Source organism: Gemmata algarum, from assembly GCF_034097035.1.
Lineage (GTDB): Bacteria > Planctomycetota > Planctomycetia > Gemmatales > Gemmataceae > Gemmata > Gemmata algarum.
Genome location: NZ_JAXBLV010000186.1, coordinates 45860 through 67703, shown reverse-complemented (window position 1 = coordinate 67703; position 21844 = coordinate 45860). Strand labels below are relative to the sequence as shown.

The following is a 21844-nucleotide window of genomic DNA, read 5'->3' as shown; positions in this document are numbered from 1 at the left end:
CAGTTACGTGCGGCGCAATCGAGCGTCGGGACGCACACCCGGTGCGGCTACATTGCCGGCCGCACCGGGTGTGCGTCCCGACGCGATAATACCAGGAATGTGGGCAAGCTGCGCGATCCGCTCGAAATAACAAAACGAGTCCGGCACTCGCGTGTCCGGCGGGTCCAAAACCTGTCTTCGCTCATGCCTTTTTCATTTTTCCGCTTGACATCCACGATTCTCGGTAGCTACCAATAATCATTCCTCTTCATACTCGCGGTCGATCGTTCGAAAATCTGGCTCGATTCACCCGCCCGCGCGTCGCCACGCGGTCGGAACTCATTCCCGTCTGGCGACCAGGAACCGCGTATGTGGTTGCTTTCGCCCCGCATTCGACCGCCCTCCTTTCGACGGGCGCTCACGCTCCTCGAGTTGATCGTGGTGGTTGCCATCATCGCAGTTCTCATCGGTCTGCTGCTGCCGGCGGTTCAAAAGGTGCGCGAGGCCGCCGCACGCATGACGTGCGCTAACAACCTCAAACAGATCGGGCTGGCCGTTCACGGCCACCACGACGCGACCGGTCGGTTCCCCCGTGGCGGGATGCACGTGTACCCGTTAGGCGCGCCGTCGAGCGGCGACCCGAGTGCGGCCACCCCGCAGGCCCGCGAAGCGAGTTGGAGCTGGGCTTACTTCATCCTGCCGTACCTCGAGCAGGACAACCTGTACAAGAACGGCGACCCGGCGACCGTCCGGCGCACGCCGGTGAAAGCGTACTACTGTCCGCAGCGGCGGGCGGCGGTGGCGGTGAACGGGGCGGCCAAGATCGACTACGCGTGCAACGCCGGCGGTTCCAGCAGCGGGTACGGGACCGACGGTGTGATCATGAAGACGCACTACGGGACGATCCGGATGGCGGACATCACCGACGGAACGAGTACCACGGTTCTGGTGGGCGAGAAGCGGCTGAACGCGGCGGCGTTCGGAACCAGTACGGACGACAACGAGTCGTACTGCACCCCGGGGTGGAACGGGGACTGGGAGGTGTACCGCACCGGATTCGCCGCCCCGGCGCCCGACTTCTGGAATACGGGGGACACGGTCGCGCCGTCGCACGTGTTCGGCGGGCCGCGGGGGAGCGGGTTCGGTGCCGTGTTTTGCGACGGGTCGGTGCGGTCGATCCGGTACTCGATCACACCCGCCACCTGGACCAGGGCGTGCGTCCGGAACGACAACGAGGTGATCAATACGAGCGAGTTGTGAGTGCCGCGTGAGGTGAGAACCGCCCGACGCTGCTATCAAATCGAACGCGCGCCTGCGACGATACACAACCACGCCCCTCAACCGACGCGGGCGCCCGAGTGTCCTCCCGCGAGGTGCCCGTCATGCCCCCGGAGGAACATAAAGACCTCGTTGCGACCATCAACGACCGGGTGACGTAAATCCTCGAACCGTATGGAATTGTGGTGTCACACGTCGCGGGCACCGGGCGCAACGTTGCCGAATTCACGTCCCGCATCCCGGCGAGCACACCGGCCGACAAGTTGCAGCCTGGAAAGTGGTCCGAACTCGTCCTTTACCTCGACGCGCACGAGTTGCAGCACTACGTCACGAGCACCGAATGTCTGGACACGTTGCCGCGCATCTGGACCCATGTGATTGCGGGATACGCTTCGGAACTGTTCGAGTCGGCCCCGCTGCCCACCGCGGCGGAAGTGGACTGGCGGCCCATCGAGATGCCCCCCCCAAGGACTTCGAAGTGGTCTGAGCCGCACCCACCCATGAATGACCAAGACTCGATCCGAGCACACCCCGCGGCTTGTCCATGTGGAAAGTCACAACTGACTTTCGACGTAAGTTCTGAATCAGCTTGATGAGTGGCCACAATGGCCACAGAATCGTAGCTGTCGCAATCGCTTGTCAGACATTAACTTGCAAGTAACTATCGACAGGAGCTAAAAATGGCATAAGTCGAGCGAAGCGTTGAGGAGGTGCGACGATCAGAGTTGGAATAGAAGTGGTATGACCACAGGCATGAAGGAGCAGGTTCGTTGGGAAAAAATTACAAACAAAGCTATAAAGAAGGACCGGCCGCAAGCTGTCACACTGTCGCCCATTCAGTGTGGCTGCCGCGGCCGGTCTGAAAATACTATAGCCCGCATACCACGGCAGAATCAACCCTTCGAGTCGAAATATTTGGCGCAAAACCGAGCGGCACCAGAAGCTCGGTACCACTTGTACCAATCATGCAACTGCATTCAATCTGTGGCAAATCGTTTCTGAGCAATGCTTTGCGCTAATTTTTGGCATCCACATCGGAGGCTGCGTGGCCCGCTATTGATTTTCGCATCGCAGTTGCCGCATCGCCCGGTCGGGTGCCCAAAATACGTTGGCCCGCGTTCCGAGTTCGCTTTCGGAACGCCGTCGTTCTTGGGAAACCAACTCGCCGGCGCCGGTGTACTACGTCCGATCCAGCCCACGTACCACACTTCCAATCGAGCGGCCGGTCAATGCCGCAACCAAAACCGGTCCGCCGACCTCGAGCGTCTCGTCGAGCCCCCGCGCCGGTACGTCCATTGCCACCGCGAGTTGCGGCAACAGGTCACGCGGCCAGCCGGTCAAGTGGTGCTGGACCGCCTCACTTGGCGTGACACAGTCCGGGCGCACGAACGCCCGGAGCACCAACCGGTCTGCGGTGGTGAGAACGCCGTCGGTAAGGGGCACGCGGAGCAGGTACGCACGCTCGGGGATCAGGTTGTCGTCGCACACCACGGTCACCAGGGCCAGTTCGCGCGACAGAGCGGGATCGATCGCTCGAGCGTCCAGACGCCCCGCGAGCACTTCATGAACGGCCCGGCGGCCGAATTTGCGGAGCTGGGCGTGCGCGTCGAGTACGAAATGGCGAATTTTCACGTGCGGGGAACCTCCATGCGTCCCGACCCGGCGACCGTCCTGGTCGTCCGTCCTGCGCGGCAGGGGACCTTTACTTTAACGCCGGCGCCCGACTCGACCAGAGATGATTCTTGGTGGAGGCTCCGACGGGCGCATCGGAACGGCCCCTTCGCGCGGCTCGCGAACGCCCGGACGGTCTGTCGAGTTGGAACTCAGTTCTGTCGCCGTGAGCACAGGTTTCGTTGCTTAACTGCTCCCGAATAACGCGCCGCGCTCGTTCGCGTGATTCGGGCTACGAGGACCGACCCCGGGTCTGTGGGGCCGGCCCCGCCTGAGCATTTCAATTTCAGAATGAAGCACCAGTCGAGCAAACGTCAAACGGGCAGAGGCTGCGGCGTGACTGCCGCCTGCGGCGCCGGTGGGGAGGATCACCTGCGGTTCTGCTTCTGCATCTGCCGCTCCTCGGAATCGGCTTGGTTCTGCCCCTTGTTCTGGCTCTGGTTCTGCTTCTGCATTTGCCGCTCTTCGGCGTCGGCCTGCTTCTGACTCTTGTTCTGTAAGTCTTCAAGAGCCTTATCGACTTTCGGGGCGGCCGGCGTGTCTCCGCACCCGAGCGGCGCGACCGCGAGGCCACAAATGAGGGCAAACAGTGAACGGCGCATGGCCTTGCTCCTTCCGGTTGGGGTGTGGATCAGTTGTCGAGACCGACGGTTTCACCGCCGTTGCGTGAACACGCAGCCGCCCACGCGTTTGCGGACACGGAGAAGTTCACGTTGCGAACCGACCCGTCGCACAGAACCGCTTGCACGCCGCTGCTGTGCGGCCCACCGAACGACTGGTTCCAGATGGTGACCTGGCCGTTAGAGTCCGTCGAGTTCGGAGCCTGGCTGTCCGGCCGGGGGCGGCGATCGATGGCCCCCAGTTGCGGGTGGTTGTACGTGCCGCCCCCGATGCGCACGACGCACTCGTCCCAGCCGGCGTTGCACCACACCTCGTTGTCGCCCCCGTCGGCCCCGGTGGTGTACCGGCTCGGGTGGAGCCACTTCTCGGCGATGAGGACAGTGTTCGAGGTCCCGTCGGTGATCTGACCGATGGTCATGCGGCCGGTGGTGGTGCGCACCACCACCCCGTCCACCGTACCGGAGCCGTTGTCGGTCGAAGTCGGGCTGGGGGTGCCGTTAGCGAACTGGGTGCCGGCGTTGCCGTTGTAATCGCACCGGGCCGAGCCGTTGACCAGGATCGGCGCCCGGCGGGTCGGGCAGTAGTAGGTCTTCACCGGGGTCGCGTAGAGGGTCGCGCGGCTCACCGTCTTGAACAGGTTGTCCTGCTCGATGTACGGCAGGATGTAGTACCGCCAGTTGAACCCGTCGCGGTTGTCCATCTGGCCGGCGTCGTTCAGCGTGGCGGCGTTCTGGTCGTTCCAGTTGCAGCACGTCTGAAACGGCTGGCCGGTCGGGCGGCCGTCCTGCCCGCCTTGCGGGAAGTTGCCGTGGGTGCTGTGGTGGTTGTGGTACGCCAGACCGATCTGCTTCAGGTTGTTGGAGCACTGCATCCGCGCCGCGGCCTCGCGCACCTTCTGCACGGCCGGCAGCAGCAGCCCGATCAGCACCGCGATGATCGCAATCACAACCAACAACTCGATCAGCGTGAACGCACGCGGAAGGCGGCAGCGAATCATTGGAACGACCTCACATGAGCACCATTGACGGCGAACTCCGAAATGTGGGCGTCACTCGGCCGCTGTTGTCGTAGCAGGCGGTGTGATCGGGTGTAAAGTGTGTCGCAAGCGTGGCGCGGCGGTTTCGACAAGACTTCACGGCACGCTAGCCGTCCGCTCACGGCTCGCACGCGAGGCCTTCATAATGGCTCGCACCACGGGCCGAATGGCCTCACCGGCCGTACATCTGAGCGTGGCCCATTAACGTGACGAGGGGCGGGGCGGAACTATGAGCGCGTGGCTTCGGTCGCTGATTGCGGTCTGCGGGTGCGCCGCGGCGGGGCTCCTCGCCGGGTGTTCGGGAGGCGAGCGGGTGCCGTCACTGCACCCGGTAACGGGCACGCTGGTGCGGGAGGGCAAGTCGGTCGGGGTCGGCGGGCTGCTGTTCGTCCCGGAGCCGGCGACCAACACCCCGTTCACCGTGAATGCGCCCGTGCAGCCGGACGGCACCTTCGCGGCGCAGACGCTGTGGACCGCCCGCGACGGGAAGAGCGAGACCCGGCCCGGCGCGCCGGCGGGCCGGTACCGCGTCGTGTATCATCCGCCGAGCGACGGATCGAAATCCGGACTGGAAGTGAATTTGCCGGATGTCGTAACCGTGGAACCGAACACGGCCGCGCTGCGACTGGCTCTCCCGGCGGAACTGCCGGGTGGGCAGGGAATGGAGCGCGACGACGTGCCGAAAAAATAGCCCGCCGGCGGGCGTCACGCGGTGAAGTTCAGCGCCTTGAGGATCTCGACGCGCGACCCCGTGGCGCACTTCGCGTACCGCTTGTCGAGCTTGCCCGCCCGGCGGAACGCGGCCCGCGATTCGGCCGACTGGCCCATCCGGTCCAGGAGCCACCCGAGCCGGAAGAACGTCACCGCGTCCTTCGCGTCCCGCTCGGTCGCCTCCCGATACGCCGCCGCCGCGCCGGCCAGGTCGCCCTTCTTTTCCAGCACCGCGGCGAGCGTTCGGGGTGCAGCCGCGTCGCTGAGGTCGCGCAGGGCGGCCTCGCGGATCGCTTCGACCGCGCCGCCCAAATCGCCGCTCTTCTGAAGTGCGATCCCCAGGTTGTGGTGCGCCGGCGCGTAATCCGGATCGAGCCGGAGCGCGTCGCGGTAGGCGGCGATCGCGGCGTCGAGTTCGCCTTGGTGGGCCAAAGCGTTCCCCAGGTTGTAGTGCGCGCGGGCGAACGACGGGTCGCACGCGATCGCCCGCCGGTGCGCGGCCAGTTCCTGGTCTGAGGCGCCGAGGTCGTGCAGTATGAGGCCCAGGTTGGAGTGTGCCTTCGCGTACCCGGGCTCGAGTTTGATCGCCTCGCGGTACGACTCGGCCGCCGCCGCGAGCTCGCCCTTCGCGTGCAGCGCGATCCCGAGGTTGTAGCGAACGGTGGCGTCGGTCGGGGCGAACCGGACCGCCTGCCGGTACGCCTCCACCGCCCCGTCCACGTCGCCGCGCTGGCGCAGGGTGATGCCGAGGTTGTTCCACACGGCCGCGTTCTTCGGCCGGAGCGCCAGAGCCGCCCGGCACCACCCCACCCGCTCCCCCGCGGCGTCGGCCGGCGCGGCCCCCGGGGACGCGAGGGCCATCAGCACCAGCAGGCTGTCGGGCTGGCGCTCGTGGGCGGCCCGCAGGATCTGCGTGCGGCGCTCCGGCCGGACGCTCTCCTGCTCGCTCAGCGCGGTCGCGAACTGCGGCGCCAGTTGGAGCGCGTCGGGCTGGCCCGCCAGTCGGGTCAGCCGCTTCGTGTCGCCGGCCCGGATCGCCTCACGCACCCGGCACCGGTACGCGTTGGGGTCGATCGCGCCGAGTAACTCGAGCAGCGCGTCGGACGGCTCCGCGGCGAACCACTGGTCGAGGGTGGCGAGGAGCCGGCGCCCGATCACGGACTCGCGGAGCAGTTTACCGACCACCGCGTGTGTGGTGCCCCCGGGCACGATCCCGTGCCGCCGAAGCGCCTCCGCCCAAGCGGTCACGATCACCGCCCGCGGGGTCAGTTTGTTGTCGCTCACCGTCCACCGCAGGTCCTCAATCCGGTCGAGTTCCTGAAGCGTGGTGAGGTCCGCGCGGGCGCGGGCGAGGCGCGGCCCGAACCCGTCCGCCCCCTCCACGGCCCGCCGCTCGGCCTGCTCAAGGAGGAGGGCCGTGCTGGCGGCGTCGTCATTCTGAAGGGCGGCTTCGCACTGCTTCAGCAGCGCCCCGACCGCGTCCGCGTTCCGGGCCAGTCGCTCGCGCTCGATCCGCAGTTCCACCCCCGCCCGGAACGCCGCGACGCGGTCCGCGACGGCCGCCCCGTCCGCAGGGCGGTCCTCCGGGTTCGGCGAGAGGCACTGCTTCGCCAGTTCCACCAGTTCCGGTTCGGCGCCGCACGCGTCGAGCCGCGCGAGCGCGTCGCCCACGGTGCCCAGGACCGCTTTGGCGCGCACCTCCGCGGTCTTGCCGGTGTACGGCGGGCGACCGGTCAGCACCTCGCACAGGATGCCGCCCAGCGCGAACACGTCCGCGCGCGGCCCGACGGCGGCCCACTCGCCCTGCGCCTGTTCGGGGGGCATGTACTGCGGGGTCCCGAACGCGCTGCCGGCACGGGTCAGCGGGTCGGCGTCGTGCGACAGCTCGATCTCGCTGGCGGGGCCGGTGTCGTCCGGCGCGCCGGACTCGGCGGCGCCCCCTTCGGGCGCGCCCGTGAGCACCTTGGCGAGCCCCCAGTCCATGACCTGGACCTCGCCGAACGCCCCGATCATCACGTTGGCGGGCTTCAAATCGCGGTGAATCACGTTCCGGCTGTGCGCGTACGCGACCGTCTGACAGATCTGCTCGAACACCTGAACGAACCGCGCCTGTTCGTGCCCGGGGGCCGGTCGCTCGCGGAGCCGGTCGCTCAGCGTCTGCCCTTTGATCAGCTTCATCACCAGAAAGGGGCGCCCGTCGGGGAGGGCGCCGAGGTCGTGAACGGGGGGCACGCCGAGGTGCTGAAGTTGCCCGGTAATCTGGGCCTCGTCGAGGAACCGGCGGGTGACGGCCGGGTCGGCCGCGAACCGGCCCTGAATCACCTTGACCGCGACCCGGCGGTTCAGCACGGTGTCGCGTGCTTCATGCACCTCACCCATTCCCCCGCGAGCCAGAACCCCCTGAAGCTCGTACCGGTCGGCACGTGACGGGAACGCAACGGGGGCCGCAGGCGCGTCGGACGTTTGCGGCGCCGTGCGGCTCGGGTCGGGCAGCGAATCGGACACGGGAGCGTCTCCGCCGGGCGTTCCAGTGAACTTAACCGACGTCCCGCGTTCGGGCGACCCCAGGCGGTGCGAGACGGCAAGGCGGGAGGGAGGATCGGATGTGCGTCTGGTGTGGGAGTATCTTGTCGGTTACCAAACCCCTCGGACGTTCGCCCCGATTCTGAACCCGGCCCCACACACCGACTTACCGTAACGGTTCAGGCGGTAACCGGTTCCCCGGGGCCGGGCGCAGGTGGGGCTGGCGAGGTGATGAGTCGGATGACGGCCCGGTTCCGCCCGTCGCTCTTGGCGTCCTTGAGTGCCCGTGCGGACACGTCTCGGAGCTGTTCATACGTCACGGGTACGCCCGCCTCCGCGACCGCCACGCCGAGACTAATCGTCATACGAATCGGGTGACCGTCGTAGACGGTTTGAGCGGCTTCGACGTGGACCCGCAGGCGCTCGGCCAGCGCTTCTGCGCCGGTGAGGTCGGTTCCGGGTGCGAGAACAAGGAACTCTTCACCGCCGACCCGTCCGAGCGAGTCGGTCGTGCGGATCGACGCTTGGAGGACCCCGGCGAGCCACACCAGCACTTGGTCGCCGGCGATCTGCGAAAAGTCTTTGTTCACGCGGCCGAAGTGGTCGGCGTCGATCCAGAGTACCGCCAGTGGTCCGGGCATGCGCCCCCGGCGCTGGATCTCTTTTCGCGCGGCGTCGTCAATGGCACGTCGGTTTGCCAACCCCGTTAGCGGGTCCGTCGCGGCCATCTTTTCGAGGATCTGGTTTGCCTGCTGGAGTTGCCCGAGGGCGTGTTCCAGTTCCTGTGTGCGGGTTTGCACCCGCTGCTCCAGTTCGAGATTCAGCTTACGCAGCTCATCCAGCAGGTGTTCGTGGCTCCGCTCCAAGAGCAAGGCACGGGAGATCGCCCGCAATGTTTGCAGTAAATCCTCCGACCGCCACGGTTTGAGAACGAGACGGTGAACCTGACTGTGGTTGATGGCGTCGACCGCGTCTTGCATCCGGGCCGTACCGGTGATAAGTACGCGAGCGGTGCGGGGGGCCGTTCGGCGTATCCAGTCAAGAAGGGACAGGCCCGTTTCGTCCGGGAGCTGAAGGTCCGAAAGAACGATGTCAACGGACCGCTGTGTCAGAATGGCCCGCGCCTGGACCGCCGTGCAGGCTGTGGTAACGTCAAAATCCCCGCCGAGTTGCGCCGCGAGAACCGCGAGTATCGCGGGGTCGTCGTCGACAACCAGGACCGAGCATTTGTACCGAGTGACGTTCATGAACGGACCCGCTCCCACCGTCGCAGCCGCTCGCGGGAGCACAGCGTGTGTGGAGTGAATTTACGATGACGCCAGTGCCCCCGCCTCGTCACCGGTAAGAATTTAAACGAACGAACTAAAAAAACAGGGCAGGTGAGTTAAGCATTTTACTCCTGTCAAGGCAGCGGCGACCGGCAACATCATGGGAAACTTGGCAGTCGTGAAATGTGAATGGAGTTCGAACGAAGAAAATGCCGATTTTGTTTGTCTTGACGCTTGATAGGCGTGAAAAAACCGCCTACAATCGGGCTGTTTGATGGGGGAAAGTGCCCCGGGATACCATGCGACACACGATGTGCTGCCGCCGGTTCGCCTGAGTGCCCTGCTCGCCTTCACCTTCGCCTTTGTCCTTCTCGCTGCTGCCTTTCGGACGGGCGGCGAGTCGCGCTGTGCGTTTGCGGTGAGGGCGATTGTTCGACGGAATCGCCAACGCCCCGGCCCAATATGTAGTGTGCCGGGCTGGGATCGGCCGATGCTGTTGACCGTCAGGATATTCAGAATCGAGCCGGGGGAATTTTTTTTCCCCTCGCCACAATTCGCGCGAGACTATGCGGCCAGTGTGTCCCTTAAGTAAGCCTCGGCGCAAGACCCGGTAACCGTCCACGAACCTCTTTTGACGTAACAGGAAACGGCGCTATGAAAACTGCCAGGCGGAAGCGATCCGGCCAGTCCGCGAAGGTCGATGACACCGCGCTGACGACTTTCTCCTCGGACCTGCTGACGCCCGAAGAAGAACGCGAACTGCTCACCAGCTTCTGGGACTGCAAGAGCGAACTGGTTCGCGTCCTTCTGCGCCACTACCCGAACGAGCTCCGCGCCGTGCGCCCGCCGCTGGAGCCGTGGCCGATGGCCCAGTTCATCCGCGAGCACTGCACCGAAGACCGGTGCGACGTGATCGCCGTCCGCCGCCTCCGCGACCGTTACGTTCACTACAAGCACCGGCTCGCCAGCGCCAACATCCGGCTCGCGGCCCACGTCGCCAAGCGGTTCCGGCACCATAGCCTCGCTTACAGCGACCTCCTGCAAGAGGCCGTTTGCGGCCTGATGCAGGCGATCGACCGGTTCGACGTCAGCCACGGCACCCGCCTCGCCACTTACGCGACGTGGTGGATCCGTCAGACGCTTCAGATCGCGGTTGCTCGCCAAAGTCACCTCGTGAGCCTGTCGCCCCACCACTTGCAAGAACTGGGCCTTTTGCAGCAGGAATCGGAAGCGTTGGCCCACGGCGGCAAACACCTGCCCAGCCCGCAAGAACTTGCCAGCAGAACCGGCAGCTCGCTCGAACACCTCACGCACCTCCAAACCGCTACCCGCACCCCTGTCAGCCTGAACGCCGTCCTCGACGACGACAGCGATTTCAAGCTGACGGAAGCGATGCCCGACACCGGCACGCTGGTGATGCAGGAGAACAACGAACGCCAGGAAGCGCTCAGCTTCCTGATGGAAAACCTGCGACCGCGTGAGCGCAAGGTGTTGGACCTGCGGTTCGGGCTCACCGGCAACGGGACCCACAGCCTGCGGCAGATCGGTCATCTGCTCCGGATCTCGAAAGAGCGTGTGCGCCAGATCCAGAACCGGGCGCTGGAAAAGCTTAAGGCCAATGCCGAGCGCGTCGGCTGGGAGCCGACTCTGTTGCTTGAGTAGTTGAATTGCTTCTAGCTGAGCAGGCCGCGTAACATCACGAGCCGCCGGACCGATGGTCCGGCGGCTCGCGGCGTTTTGAACAACAGCCCGCTGGAAAAAGGTGCGAGGCTTTTGACGATTCAGGTGCGTTCGCAACGGCAAATATTACCGGCCCACCCGGAGTTAGCCTGGAGCGATTTCTCGGTTGCGAACGGTCGTGTTAAGCCGAAACTTGCCACTTCTCGGTGTCGAAGAAAACCGTCACCACACCATCGGTGTGCGGCAGACCTTCGGTCAAAAGGTTCGCGTGTCGCCCGATGACCACGCTCACCGCCCGTGGGTAACCGGGCTTGTCGCGGAGCTTCGCGAGTAGCGACTGATCCGCGCTGACGGCGTTCGGGTTACTCAGGAACGCGAACGACATCGCACCGAGGCGTTCGTCGGGCGCCCCACGCTCGCCGAGTTTCCAGAAAAGAAGGTCGGGCACCCGCGCGCCGGCATCCGGGTCGGCCTGAATTAAGACGTGCCCCAGCCCGCGGCGGACCGGCTCGGCCTGATCCCACATCCGACGGAACTCGTGGTAAAACTCCATCACGAACGACCGCTCACGCACCTTGCGTGCGGCGGGCGGTTCTTCGGCTTCGTCCGGAGCGTATGCCGTTCCGTGCGCCGCCGCGAACCGCGGGTGCATCAGATTCAGTGCGTCGGTTACAAAGGCAAGAAACGGGTCGGTCACGAAAGTCCCTCATGATCAAAATCGAGGGGCCAAGGCGCCGGGGCGCGAAACGAGTGGGGTTACTCGAACGATTTTAGACGCACGGCCCGCGAAGCAAGCCCGTAGACATCCCCCTCGTGGTGTTGGAACAGAGGGGGATGAGAGCCGTTCTTCACACCTTCACTCCGGCGAGCAGCTCCTTCCACTTTTTCACCCGGACCGCGTCGACCACGCCGTCACGTTTGCCCGCTGCGCACACGGACGTGCGCACCGCGAAGTAATCCGGCGCCACCCCCTTGAGCTGCTTCAGTTGCTCGGGGCGCAGCGAGCCCCCCACCACGACCGTTGTGTACACGCGCTTCAACCCGTCCACGAGCGCGGCGATGTCCTTTGCGGACATGAAGTCGAGGAGCGTTTTGCCGTCCTTGCCCCACGTGTCGAGCAGGAACGCCTTGAACCGGAACCGCTTCGCGAACTTCGCCACTTCGGCCGGCGGCACCGACTTCGCGCGCTCCCAGTCGGCGTAGGCGACCGCGACCATCTCCGTTCCGATGGGCAACTCGCGCCGGGTGTCGAGCAGGTCTTCGCCCCAGCCCGGGGTCGGCGCGTAGCCCGCGAGGCCCCACTTGACATACTGGAGGGGCAGTTCGAGGTGCCAGTGTGCTTCGGTGATGGCGTTCGGGGACCACTCGCCCAGCGCGGCGCTGACGGGCACTTTGCCGTCCACCGCGTCGATGACCGCCGCGACCACTTCCGCTTCCGCCGGCGCCAGCGGGCCTTTCAGCGGCTCCTTCACGTCGATGACGTCCGCTCCGCCTTCCAGGGCCGCCGCCACTTCTGCCGCCGACCGCACGCTGACCAACAGTCCGGGCGTGGTGCTCATAACAGGGTGATTCCTTCCACCGCGAAGAAGAAGATCCGTTCGGGGCGGGCATGATAAGCGATCCGGCTCACATTTTGAAACCCGAACCGGTCCGGCGCTCCGACGCACGGGCGCCCCCGACCTCCGAACCCCACCTGTGGCTGGGTGAATCGAATTTGTTTCGCGCCCCGCGCGAACGTCTGAACTCTGTGGGCGAGTTCTGGAACGGGCGGACGGTGTCCGCCTGCGGAAGCGGTTCAGCGGCGGCGCGAACCGGCTTCGCGGCCCGACCGGCGTTTTGCCAAACCTCGCGGTCTGCTCTACAGACTATTAGCCCCTTACCCCGTCCTCTCGCCCCGCGGCGTGCGGCTCGGCTCCCCAACGTGGCTCCGTGTTATGCCGGTCCGACTGGTCAGTCACGAAGAGCTGCCGCACCCGCTCAACGGGTACCGGCTGATCGAGCGCCTCGGCCGGGGCGGGTTCGGCGAGGTTTGGAAGATCGAGGCGCCGGGCGGCCTGCTCAAGGCCGCCAAGTTCGTGTTCGGCGACCTCGACGCGATGGACGAGGACAGCCGGCCCGCCGAGCAGGAGCTCAAGGCGCTCGAGCGCGTCAAGCTGATCCGCCACCCCTACATCCTGACCCTCGAGCAGTTCCGGGTGATCGACGGGCAGCTCATCATCGTGATGGAGCTGGCCGACCGCAACCTGTGGGACCGGTTCCGCGAGTGCCGAAGCCAGGGGCTGCCCGGCATCCCCCGCGACGAGCTCCTCCGTTACATGGAGGAGGCCGCGGAGGGGCTGGACCTGATGAACAACCACTACCAGATCCAGCACCTCGACGTAAAGCCGCAGAACCTGTTCCTGCTGTTCAACCACGTCAAAGTCGCGGACTTCGGCCTGGCCAAGGTGCTCGAAGGGGTGCGCGCGACGGTGACCGGCGGGGTGACCCCGGTGTACGCCGCGCCGGAGACGTTCGAGGGCTGGGTGTCGCGGTTCTCGGACCAGTACAGCCTCGCCATCGTGTTCCAGGAGCTGCTCACCGGGGCGCGGCCGTTCACCGGCTCGAACACCCGCCAGCTCCTGATGCAGCACATCAACGGCACGCCGGACCTGAGCGCGCTGCCGCTGGCCGACCGCGCCATCGTCGGCCGCGCCCTGTCGAAGCGGCCCGACGACCGGTGGCCCACTTGCACGGACCTGGTTCGCGCGCTGAAGACGAGCGGGCTGCCGCCGCCCCCGCCGACCCCGACCCCGGCGCAAACGCAGCCGGAGCCGCCCGGGCGGCCCAAGCGCCCCGTGCCCGGGTCGGGCGCCCCGACGATGCCGGCCGCGGCCGGCCACGCGCTGGCCGATTCGATCCAGGTGACGCGCATGGCCGGCGGGTCCGGGCAACTGGGCGCCGCGCCCGGACTCACGCCCCCGCCGACGCAGCTCCCGCCCCTGATCAAGCCCGGGGGGAGTCCGGCGTACACGCCGCTGCCCGCGCTGGTGCCGCCGAACCCGTCCAGCGGGCGGCTCGTCTCCCCGGGCTCCGCCGCACAGAACCCGTCCCAGACGCTGAACCGCCCCGTCGTGATGCCGACCGGGCGGATGGGGAGCCTGGGTATCGCGCCGCCGGAGCGGTCCGGGGACGGCGCGCTGTTCCCGGCGCTGGTGGTCGCCCTCGGCCACACGGGGCGGCGGGTGGTCGAGCAACTGAAGCGCATCATCACCGACCGGTACGCGTCCGCCGAGCGGGTGCCGAACGTGCGCATCCTGCACATCGACACGGACCCGGGCGCCGGGGGCGGGGACGCCTCCGACCCCGCCGGGCTGACCGTGCGCGAGGTGATCCCCGCGCGGCTGAACCGGTCCACGCACTACATGCAGCGGGACGGGCTGCCCCCGGTCGAGCAGTGGATGCCGACCGGCTCGCTGTACAAGTTGCCGCGCAACCCCGGGCCGGCCGCCGGGGTGCGGGCGTTCGGCCGGCTCGCGCTGTTCGACCACTACCGCGCCGTCGCCCAGCGGGTGCGCCAGGAGATCGAGACGTTCCTGACCGACGACCCGCTGCTCCAGGCGGACAAGGCCACGAACCTGGGCCTGCGCACCAACCGCCCGCGGGCGTACGTGGTCGCGGGGCTGGCCGGCGGCACCGGGGGCGGCATGTTCCTGGACGTGGCGTACCTGCTGCGCCACGAGCTGCGCCAGGTCGGGTACCTGCGGCCCGAGGTCGTGGGGGTGTTCTTCGTGCCCCGCGCGGAGGTGAGCTCCCCGCGCAACGCGGCCCTGGCGAACACCTACGCGGCGCTCGCCGAGCTGCACCACTTCCAGTCGAAAAGGACCCGCTACCAGACGGTGTTCGACAAGTCCGAGGCCCCGGTCACCGACGGCGAGGCGCCGTTCGCCCGGGTGATGGTCACGCAGCTCCCCAAGAGCGCCGACGCGGGCGCGGCGCACCCGGTCACGGGGGCGGCGGCGCGGGCACTGTTCCACGAGCTGCTCACCCCGACCGGCCGGGTCGCGGACGAGGGCCGCGACGTGTACTCCCGGGCGTACCCGGCCGACGCGCCGACGTGCCAAACGTACGGGCTGTTCCGGCTCAGTTGGCCGCGGCCGGAGGTGCTCGCGGCGGCCACCCGGCGGCTCGCGCAGCGCCAGCTCCAGCGGTGGACCGGGAAGGACGCGGCGCACTTGCGCGAGCACATCGCCGCGTGGCTCGGGCAGCAGTGGGCCGACCGCAACCTGGCGTTCGACGCGGTGGTCGAGGCGCTCCAGGGGGCGGCCCGGGCGGCGCTCCGCGAGGACCCCGAGAAGGTGTTCGACGCGTTCATCGACCCGCTCCGCACCCGCACCCCGTCCGGCGGGCGGATGGACGCCACGTCCGCGTGCGCGGTGCTCGACCAGCTCATCAAACTGGTGGGCAAGCCGGACATCGAGAACGACCCGCAGACGGGCACGCTGCACGCCGCGATGAGCCGGAAGTTCGACGAACTGGTGAAGGAGACCGAGGGGCACGTCTCGGTGATGGCGGCCACCTTCCTGGAGGTGCCGCAGTACCGGCTGCCGGGCGCGGAAGAAGCGGTGCGGCAGATCGCCGAGCGGCTGAAGGGGCAGATCGACGCGCTGGAGGGGGTGCGGGCGGACCTGGACCGCGACGTGCGGACCGCGTACGCCCGGCTGTTCAGCGCGATCGGCAGCCTGGGCGGCACCGGCCTCGGGGCGATGGCGAGCCGCAAGGCGAACGCCGCCGAGGTGCTCGACCACCTGCGCGCGTACCCGCGCAAGCGGCTGCAACTGCACACCCTCGACTTGGCCCTGTCGGTATTCCGCAAGCTGCTGGGGAACGCCCCGGAGTACCTGCGGGAGATCAACTTCTGCCGCTCGACGCTGGGCGAGATGCACGCGGCCCTGGGCGCGGCCGCCGGGCCGGTGGGGTCGCCCGACGCCCCGGGCAAGCTGATCCTGCCGGACGGGTGCAAGAGCCTGGACGACGCGGCCGACCTGTTCCTCGCGGGGGTCGCGCCCGAGGACCTGCTCGCGTTCGACCAGGCGCTCCAGCGGGACATCACCCGGAAGTTCCGCGGGCTGGGCAACGTGTGCCTGAAGCCGCTGGAGAAGGGGCCGCCGCTCCGGGAGCTGCTGCTGAAGAAGGCCCGCGAGTTCCTCGACGCGAAGCTCGACCACTCGGACGCGGCGGCCGTGTTCTTCCGCTCGCGGACCGAGAACGGGACCGCGCAGCCGCTGCTCGGCGAGGCGTTCGAGGAGGCTTCCCCGGAGCTGATCCCGAACGTGTTCCCGCGGCCGTACGAAATGGTGGTGCTCGGCGCCCCGCCCGGACCCGACGGCGACCGGCTCCAGGAGCTGGCGCGGGTGGTGCTACCGGAAACTGAGTTCGTGGGCGCGCCGCTGCCGGACGACATCTGCTTCTACCGCGAGTACCCGCAGTTGAAGCTGGCCGACCTGCCGCAACTGGGGGAGTACGCGCGGGAGGCGTACCAGCAGATGGCCGCCGGCGGCGAGTTCCCACACGCCCGCACCGACGTGCCCTGGCAGCTCCCGATCACGTAACCGGCGGCCGCGTCAAACGCGGCCGCTTTGGTGCCCGAGTGCGCGTTCGCCGCCCGACGTTCCCGTTAGCCCCTTCGATCCACCCAGCCACTCCAACGCCCTCACATTTGATCACGGCGCCCGTGCGTCACTTCCGCGCCGCGGCCTTGCGGTCGTGTCGGTTCTGTGATGAACTACCAGAATGGGCCTGTGCGTCCGTAGGAGTAACCGCATGTTCCGAACCGGGAAGTGGGCCGTTGTGGTCGCGCTCGTCGGCACCTCGGTGTGCGCCGGGGCCGCGCTGACGGCGCAGGAGCGCCCGCCTGCCAACGCGCAACCGGCCGACCTCACAGCCCTGCGCGAGGCCGTTGCTGCCGCCGCCAAGCGCGGCGAGAACGTGGACGAGATCCGTAAGGCACTCGCGGCTCTCGAAAAGGTGTTTCCGGGCGCTAAGCCCGGCGCGGCGCCGCCCGAACTTCAGACCCTGCGCGACGCCGTCGAGGCCGCCGCGCGAAAAGGCGAGAACGTCGAGGCCGTTCAAAAGGAACTCGCGGCCGTCGAAACGGCCGTGACCGGGCGCGCACTCACACCAACCAAGCCGGTTCCGCCGCCGGACCGCCCGAACCCGCCGGTCCCGCTCGAGTTCGACCAAGTTCTACCCGGTCGCGTCGACCCGGAAGCGTTTCAGAAGGCCAACGAGCTCCGAATGAAGGCACTCGAGCTGCTCCTCAAGAACCCGAACGACCCGGAGGCACAAAAGCTGACGGCCGAAGCCAACAGGCTCATGCTCAGGAGCCTGCGTTTGAACCTCAACGAATTCAACGGCCCAGGCGGGCTGATGTTTCCCGAAGTGGATCCGCTCCCGAACCTGGGCCGGATACCCGAGCGGGCTAGGCTCGGCATCCGGTTCGAGGCGCTCTCGCCGCTCGTCGCGGACCAACTGGGACTCGATCCTGACGTGGGCATCGCGGTGGCCGGTGTGGTGCCCGGGTCCCCAGCCGAGCGCGCCGGGTTGAAGGTCCACGACATCGTTCTCCAGTTCGCCGGCAAGCCCGTGAGCGGAAACGCCGACGAGTTCGTCCGTCAGGTGAGCGTGACGAAGGCCGGCGAGAAGATCGACTTGGTAGTGCTCCGCAAGGGCAAGAGGGTCGAAATCAAGGGTGTGGTACTCCCCGCCGCCGACGGTCCGGCGGTCGCGCCCGCACCGCTCCCGGACCGCGCCCCGCGCGTGAGGCCGCTCCCCGCGCCGCCCGTTCCAAAGGTGGCCCCGATCCCCGAGAAGGTTATCGATTGAGGTTCGAGCGGCCGTGAATCAGAACCGCACGTCCAGGCCGACGCTGAAGAGGTGGGTGGTGAAGTCGATCGCGTGCGGGCGCAGCACCGGACCGAGTACGAACATCTCTTGCGCCCGCCGCACGTTGTTCCAGTAGAGGAAACTGTACCCGGCTGTTACGCGGACGTGCTCGGTCGCGCGCCAGTTGACGCGCACCCCGCTCTCGGCCACCACGCCCAGATAGGTCAGACGGTTGCTAACACTCGACTGCGTGACCGGCAGCGCCAGCGCCCCGCCCGCCCCGAGGAGCCGCGACCGCGCGAAGTCGAGCTCACTCACGGTCACCCCGAGCGCCGTCGCGGCGTGCCCTTCGAGCCAGACCGCCCGCCCGCCCGTCGCCGCGTGCAGCCCGAGTTGTGGCCCGTAGAAGTTGTTCCGGGTGCGCACGTCGTCCGCACCGTTGAGCTGCGTGCCGGGCGCGGCGGCGGCGAGGGACGCGGCACTGAAGTTCACGTTCAGCTCGTCGGCGAGGTGCAACTGGCGGTAGCCCGCCAGCAGTTCGATGCGCCCACGGTCGCCGCGCTCGATCGCGCACCGCCAGTTGAGATCACCGCCGGCAAACGTGGTTTGGGCGCTGGCGCTGACCCGCCCCGTTGTCAAACCCGGGAACCCCACGAACGCGGGCACCTGTACCGTCGCCCCGCCCGCGGACACGGACTGCGGGACGTTGATCACTACCGCCCCGTTCGGGATCGTGCGGAGCTGCGAGTTGCCGGTGAACAGCGAGTACAGCCGCAGACCCGCCCCGGTCCGCCGCTCCGGGTCGAGCCACATTCCGACCTCGATCCGCAGCCCGGTGCGCCAGTCGTTGAGGAGCCGCTTCCCGCCGAACAGCGGCACGGTCCCGGCTTGCCCCACGGAACCGGCGAGCGCTCCGGCGCTCGCCGGCCCGGTTGTCACGACCGGGGCGACGCTCGCTCCGCGGGTGCGGCCGATCAGCAGCTCCGCCGACATCCAAGTGGGGAACCCCGGTTCACAGGCGCAGGTGTCGCCCGCCGCGATCGCCCGGAGGTCGTTAGCTGCGGTCGCGTCAGCGAGTGCCGAAGGCGCCGGTGCCGATTCTTGTGCTGCTGCGGGCCGAAAAAACGGATCGGTGAAAGGGTCGTGGCCGGTCGCCGGTAGCTCCATCGCGGAAGAAGACGGTTGCTGCGCGGGGGCGTTTCCGATCGCGGCGCACAGCACCGCTACAGCCGCACACAACCGGTTCCGCATGTTCGCACCTCGGGCGCAGTGTCGATACACCGAACCAATCGGCACAACTAGACCAACTAAATTAAGCGGAACGCTCGCCTATTTGGCGCGCCGTGGGTAATGCGCGAAGTGAGCGAACTTACGCAACTACCAAGTTGATAAGGTGCGCAATCTGCGTCCGCGGCGAAATGAGCCGCACTGTGAGTAGCACTGCTGGCCCAAGACGAAGGCATGGCGCGCGCAAGCTCGATGCAAAGCCCTGCGAAGATTTTGACAGGATGGGCAGGATAAACAGATTTGAAATCGATCGGTCTTTACCCGGTAAAACCTGTTAATATTGTCGAAATCTATCTTTTTAAATCAGAGGCCCACGCGGCCCCAAATAATCGCCTGTCATAATAGCACTCGGCCAGGTTGCTGAGTCATTAACGCCTTGCGCGGGGCGGGCGCGAATCGCGGCGCGGCCCACCGCACCGTCCCGCCCGTGCTTGCACTCGCGCAGCGCATCCGGAACAATAACACCGTCGAGCGTCCTGATACCTGCGCCCCGAGTGCTCCCGATGCCCCAAGATGTCACGTGCCCCGCGTGCCAGGCGACGTTCCCGGTCACCGAGTCGCGCACCGCTTTTACCGTCGCGTGCCCGCACTGCGACGCCGAGATGACCGTCGAGTTCCGCAAACCGGCGGCGCCGCCCGAGCCCGGCCAACCGCGACACGCCCTGCACGTCACCCCCGGCGCACTGCCTGCTCCCGAACTGCCGCGGCCCCGAACGAAAAGAGACATCGACGGCGAAGACGCCGAGCCCCAGCGCGCGAGCGGGTCCGTGGCGATCGTTCTGCTCAGCGGCGGGTGCGGGATGCTGATGGTGCTCGGCGGGCTGGGCCTCACCGCGTGGGTGCTGTTCGGGCTGATCGACACCACGCCCCCGGTCGCCTACAACCGGTCGGGAACGAACCCGCCCCCCATCAACCGGGTGACCCCGCCGAGCAACACGTTCAACCCGCCGAACAACACGTTTACCCCGCCGAGGAATACGTTCGTCCCGCCGAACAATTCGTTCATCCCACCCCAGCCCAAGGACACGTTCGACCTGCGCCCGGTGACCGCGGCGCTGCCGTCGATTACCCCGGCGCCGCTTGACGCTGATCCGGCGACCGTCAAGTTGGAACGGGTGGGTATGGTCGCGGTCGGCGGCGGCGGCCGGTACCTCGTGATGCACCTTCCGGACAAGGGGCAGCTCACCGTGTTCGACACCAGCGCCGGGCAGTTCACCGCGACCGTCCCGGCCGACACCGGCGACGCGCACCTGACCGCCGGGGTCTCAAAGGTCGTGCTGGCCGCGCCGAACGCCCGCATCTTCCGCGTGTATTCGCTCCCCGGCCTGACCAAGGAGTACGATTCGACCGGCCCCGCCGGCATCCGCGGGATGGCAATGGGCTCGCGGACCAACGGGCCGATGGCGACCGTCGAAGTGTTCGGAGAGGTGAAGCTTTGGGACATCGGCGCGGGCGGCATCACGGAAGTCGAAGGCGCGTCCGGCAAACCGGGCGTCCACTGGCACGACCGGTGCCTCCGCGCCGCCCCGGACGGTACCGCCTTCTCGACCTACGACGGGTTTCACAGCAGCCAGAACGCCATCCTGCTGACCACGCAGAACCGCAAGTGGCAGGTCTCGGCCGACATCTACCCGGTCCCGTACCCCGGCGTGGACGGAAACTTCTACGGTAACGGCATCGTGGTCAGTAAGGCGTATCAGGACCAGCGGGTCGGCGGGATCGGTGCGAGCAGCGGCGTGTGGTTCGTGCCGTCCGTGTCGAGCAAAGACTACTTCCTGAAGGTCGCTCCGCAAACCATCGGGTTCGCACCGACCCAACAGAAAACGCTCGCGGTGAGCGTCCACAAAGGGCGTAACTCCGAGGCCACGGCACCGGGCACAACGGTGCTGAGCGACCTGCCCGAGTTCGAGGGGATGGTGGACGCGTTCAGGGGCAACGTGAACGTCGCGTGCGACCAGCACTTCTTCCTGATCCCCCAGGCGAAGTTGTTTATCACAATAACCGCGAAGCGGGACCGGCTCGTGGTGCGACGGATCAACCCGCGTTGAGTACGCGAGCGCGGCTGTTCGGCCCGTCACGCCCCGAACAGCCGCGCGAGCCAACTTCGCCGGATCGGGGCCGGTGGAGGAACGACCACGGGTTCGCCGCGCAGTACGGCGGCGCCACGGACGCACGCGATCTCTTCGGCCCGCCGCCGCCCGATCCACCCCTTGAGGCGCCCGAAGCCGGCCGCCAGTTCCGGCCGGCGGCGGTCGATGCCGTGGCCATCGGAACCGAGTAGGTGAATGAACCCGCCGGTCGCCCAGCGCCGCAGCGCGTCCTCCTCATCTCCCTCGGCCTCTGCGAGCGCCCGGGCCGTCACCTGAATCAGGCACCCGGCCGCGATCCATTCGCCCGTCAGGGTGGGATCGTCGAGCAGTGGGGGATACCGCTCCGCGTGGGCGATAATGAGCCCCACGCCCTCCGGGCGCAGCGCGCCCGCAAGCGGGAGCACGTCGAGAAACCCGTCGTGCGGCATTTCGACCAGGAGCCACTGCCGGTGGTCGCCGACCGACATGAGGGTTCCGGCCCGCCACTCGTCGAGTGTGGCCGCGGAGAGCATGACCTCGCCGGTGGGGTGGACCGACAGCGGGATCTTCTTTTCGCGCAGTGCCACAGCGAGTTGTGTCGCGGCCGAGCGGAGCCGGTCCGCGGTGTTCTCGGGGTAGTCCGGGTTCTGATGTGCGAGTGCGGTTACGTATCTAACGCCTTGGGAAACGAGCGTCCGGCACATCGCGAGTGCGACATCCGGGGTTTCCGGGCCGTCGTCGAGGTCGGCGAGCAAGTGAACGTGAGTATCCGCGAGGGGAGTCATGACGTGTTCGGGGCAAGCGATGTGCCGGCGGGCTCACGCCACTCGCTGAAGATGCTGTGTCGAGCCGTTCACTTC

At 67.3% G+C, this 21844-nt stretch carries 15 protein-coding genes; 6 read left to right on the top strand and 9 right to left on the bottom strand.

Features of this window, described 5'->3' with window-relative positions; translation table 11 throughout:
* Positions 1 to 348: 348 nt before the first annotated feature.
* Complete coding sequence (locus R5W23_RS17760) at positions 349 to 1239, top strand: DUF1559 domain-containing protein (protein WP_320687445.1); 891 nt, start codon at positions 349 to 351, stop codon at positions 1237 to 1239.
* Positions 1240 to 2436: 1197 nt separating this feature from the next.
* On the opposite strand, the gene R5W23_RS17755 is transcribed toward R5W23_RS17760, so the two are convergent.
* The 3 genes from R5W23_RS17755 to R5W23_RS17745 all read right to left on the bottom strand — a co-directional run bounded on the left by R5W23_RS17755 (position 2437) and on the right by R5W23_RS17745 (position 4546).
* Entirely contained in the window at positions 2437 to 2889 is a 453-nt protein-coding gene (locus R5W23_RS17755) for a hypothetical protein (protein WP_320687444.1), read from the bottom strand.
* A 407-nt stretch (positions 2890 to 3296) separates the two neighbouring features.
* Entirely contained in the window at positions 3297 to 3530 is a 234-nt protein-coding gene (locus tag R5W23_RS17750) for a hypothetical protein (protein ID WP_320687443.1), read from the bottom strand.
* 29 nt (positions 3531 to 3559) lie between these two features.
* Entirely contained in the window at positions 3560 to 4546 is a 987-nt protein-coding gene (locus R5W23_RS17745) for a DUF1559 domain-containing protein (RefSeq protein ID WP_261186834.1), read from the bottom strand.
* Between the two features lie 268 nt (positions 4547 to 4814).
* On the opposite strand from R5W23_RS17745, the gene R5W23_RS17740 reads away from it, so the two are divergent.
* On the top strand, positions 4815 to 5276 hold the full coding sequence (locus tag R5W23_RS17740; RefSeq protein WP_320687442.1) for a hypothetical protein: 462 nt from the start codon (positions 4815 to 4817) through the stop codon (positions 5274 to 5276).
* Between the two features lie 14 nt (positions 5277 to 5290).
* Here R5W23_RS17740 and R5W23_RS17735 read toward each other — a convergent pair whose 3' ends face one another.
* Both R5W23_RS17735 and R5W23_RS17730 read right to left on the bottom strand, forming a co-directional pair.
* The gene (locus tag R5W23_RS17735) at positions 5291 to 7801 is read right to left on the bottom strand and encodes a tetratricopeptide repeat protein (protein WP_320687441.1); all 2511 of its coding nucleotides are present in this window, start codon (positions 7799 to 7801) and stop codon (positions 5291 to 5293) included.
* A gap of 197 nt (positions 7802 to 7998) precedes the next feature.
* Positions 7999 to 9066, bottom strand: a complete 1068-nt coding sequence (locus R5W23_RS17730) for a diguanylate cyclase (protein WP_320687440.1) — start codon at positions 9064 to 9066, stop codon at positions 7999 to 8001.
* A 675-nt stretch (positions 9067 to 9741) separates the two neighbouring features.
* On the opposite strand from R5W23_RS17730, the gene R5W23_RS17725 reads away from it, so the two are divergent.
* Positions 9742 to 10749, top strand: coding sequence for a sigma-70 family RNA polymerase sigma factor (locus R5W23_RS17725; RefSeq protein WP_261186838.1), 1008 nt, complete (start codon positions 9742 to 9744; stop codon positions 10747 to 10749).
* Between the two features lie 199 nt (positions 10750 to 10948).
* Here the strand turns inward: R5W23_RS17725 and R5W23_RS17720 are convergent, their stop codons facing one another.
* Both R5W23_RS17720 and R5W23_RS17715 read right to left on the bottom strand, forming a co-directional pair.
* Entirely contained in the window at positions 10949 to 11464 is a 516-nt protein-coding gene (locus R5W23_RS17720; protein ID WP_320687439.1) for a hypothetical protein, read from the bottom strand.
* Positions 11465 to 11615: 151 nt separating this feature from the next.
* Complete coding sequence (locus R5W23_RS17715) at positions 11616 to 12326, bottom strand: (5-formylfuran-3-yl)methyl phosphate synthase (protein ID WP_320687438.1); 711 nt, start codon at positions 12324 to 12326, stop codon at positions 11616 to 11618.
* A 375-nt stretch (positions 12327 to 12701) separates the two neighbouring features.
* Here R5W23_RS17715 and R5W23_RS17710 point away from each other — a divergent pair, with 375 nt between their 5' ends.
* Both R5W23_RS17710 and R5W23_RS17705 read left to right on the top strand, forming a co-directional pair.
* On the top strand, positions 12702 to 16355 hold the full coding sequence (locus tag R5W23_RS17710; RefSeq protein WP_320687437.1) for a tubulin-like doman-containing protein: 3654 nt from the start codon (positions 12702 to 12704) through the stop codon (positions 16353 to 16355).
* A 211-nt stretch (positions 16356 to 16566) separates the two neighbouring features.
* On the top strand, positions 16567 to 17628 hold the full coding sequence (locus R5W23_RS17705; RefSeq protein ID WP_320687436.1) for a S1C family serine protease: 1062 nt from the start codon (positions 16567 to 16569) through the stop codon (positions 17626 to 17628).
* Positions 17629 to 17646: 18 nt separating this feature from the next.
* Here R5W23_RS17705 and R5W23_RS17700 read toward each other — a convergent pair whose 3' ends face one another.
* A complete protein-coding gene (locus tag R5W23_RS17700; protein ID WP_320687435.1) occupies positions 17647 to 18879 on the bottom strand; it encodes a BBP7 family outer membrane beta-barrel protein in 1233 nt (410 codons plus the stop codon).
* Positions 18880 to 19418: 539 nt separating this feature from the next.
* On the opposite strand from R5W23_RS17700, the gene R5W23_RS17695 reads away from it, so the two are divergent.
* The gene (locus R5W23_RS17695; protein WP_320687434.1) at positions 19419 to 20963 is read left to right on the top strand and encodes a hypothetical protein; all 1545 of its coding nucleotides are present in this window, start codon (positions 19419 to 19421) and stop codon (positions 20961 to 20963) included.
* Between the two features lie 26 nt (positions 20964 to 20989).
* Here R5W23_RS17695 and R5W23_RS17690 read toward each other — a convergent pair whose 3' ends face one another.
* Positions 20990 to 21769, bottom strand: coding sequence for a tyrosine-protein phosphatase (locus R5W23_RS17690; RefSeq protein ID WP_320687433.1), 780 nt, complete (start codon positions 21767 to 21769; stop codon positions 20990 to 20992).
* Positions 21770 to 21844 lie beyond the last annotated feature (75 nt).

Bases quoted from the DNA above. Each gene is read 5' to 3' on its own strand.
- R5W23_RS17705 (WP_320687436.1), top strand. From the start codon at position 16,567: ATGTTCCGAACCGGGAAGTGGGCCGTTGTGGTCGCGCTCGTCGGCACC.
- R5W23_RS17715 (WP_320687438.1), bottom strand. From the start codon at position 12,326: ATGAGCACCACGCCCGGACTGTTGGTCAGCGTGCGGTCGGCGGCAGAA.
- R5W23_RS17745 (WP_261186834.1), bottom strand. From the start codon at position 4,546: ATGATTCGCTGCCGCCTTCCGCGTGCGTTCACGCTGATCGAGTTGTTG.
- R5W23_RS17730 (WP_320687440.1), bottom strand. From the start codon at position 9,066: ATGAACGTCACTCGGTACAAATGCTCGGTCCTGGTTGTCGACGACGAC.
- R5W23_RS17695 (WP_320687434.1), top strand. From the start codon at position 19,419: ATGCCCCAAGATGTCACGTGCCCCGCGTGCCAGGCGACGTTCCCGGTC.
- R5W23_RS17760 (WP_320687445.1), top strand. From the start codon at position 349: ATGTGGTTGCTTTCGCCCCGCATTCGACCGCCCTCCTTTCGACGGGCG.
- R5W23_RS17690 (WP_320687433.1), bottom strand. From the start codon at position 21,769: ATGACTCCCCTCGCGGATACTCACGTTCACTTGCTCGCCGACCTCGAC.
- R5W23_RS17725 (WP_261186838.1), top strand. From the start codon at position 9,742: ATGAAAACTGCCAGGCGGAAGCGATCCGGCCAGTCCGCGAAGGTCGAT.
- R5W23_RS17740 (WP_320687442.1), top strand. From the start codon at position 4,815: ATGAGCGCGTGGCTTCGGTCGCTGATTGCGGTCTGCGGGTGCGCCGCG.
- R5W23_RS17710 (WP_320687437.1), top strand. From the start codon at position 12,702: ATGCCGGTCCGACTGGTCAGTCACGAAGAGCTGCCGCACCCGCTCAAC.
- R5W23_RS17750 (WP_320687443.1), bottom strand. From the start codon at position 3,530: ATGCGCCGTTCACTGTTTGCCCTCATTTGTGGCCTCGCGGTCGCGCCG.
- R5W23_RS17700 (WP_320687435.1), bottom strand. From the start codon at position 18,879: ATGCGGAACCGGTTGTGTGCGGCTGTAGCGGTGCTGTGCGCCGCGATC.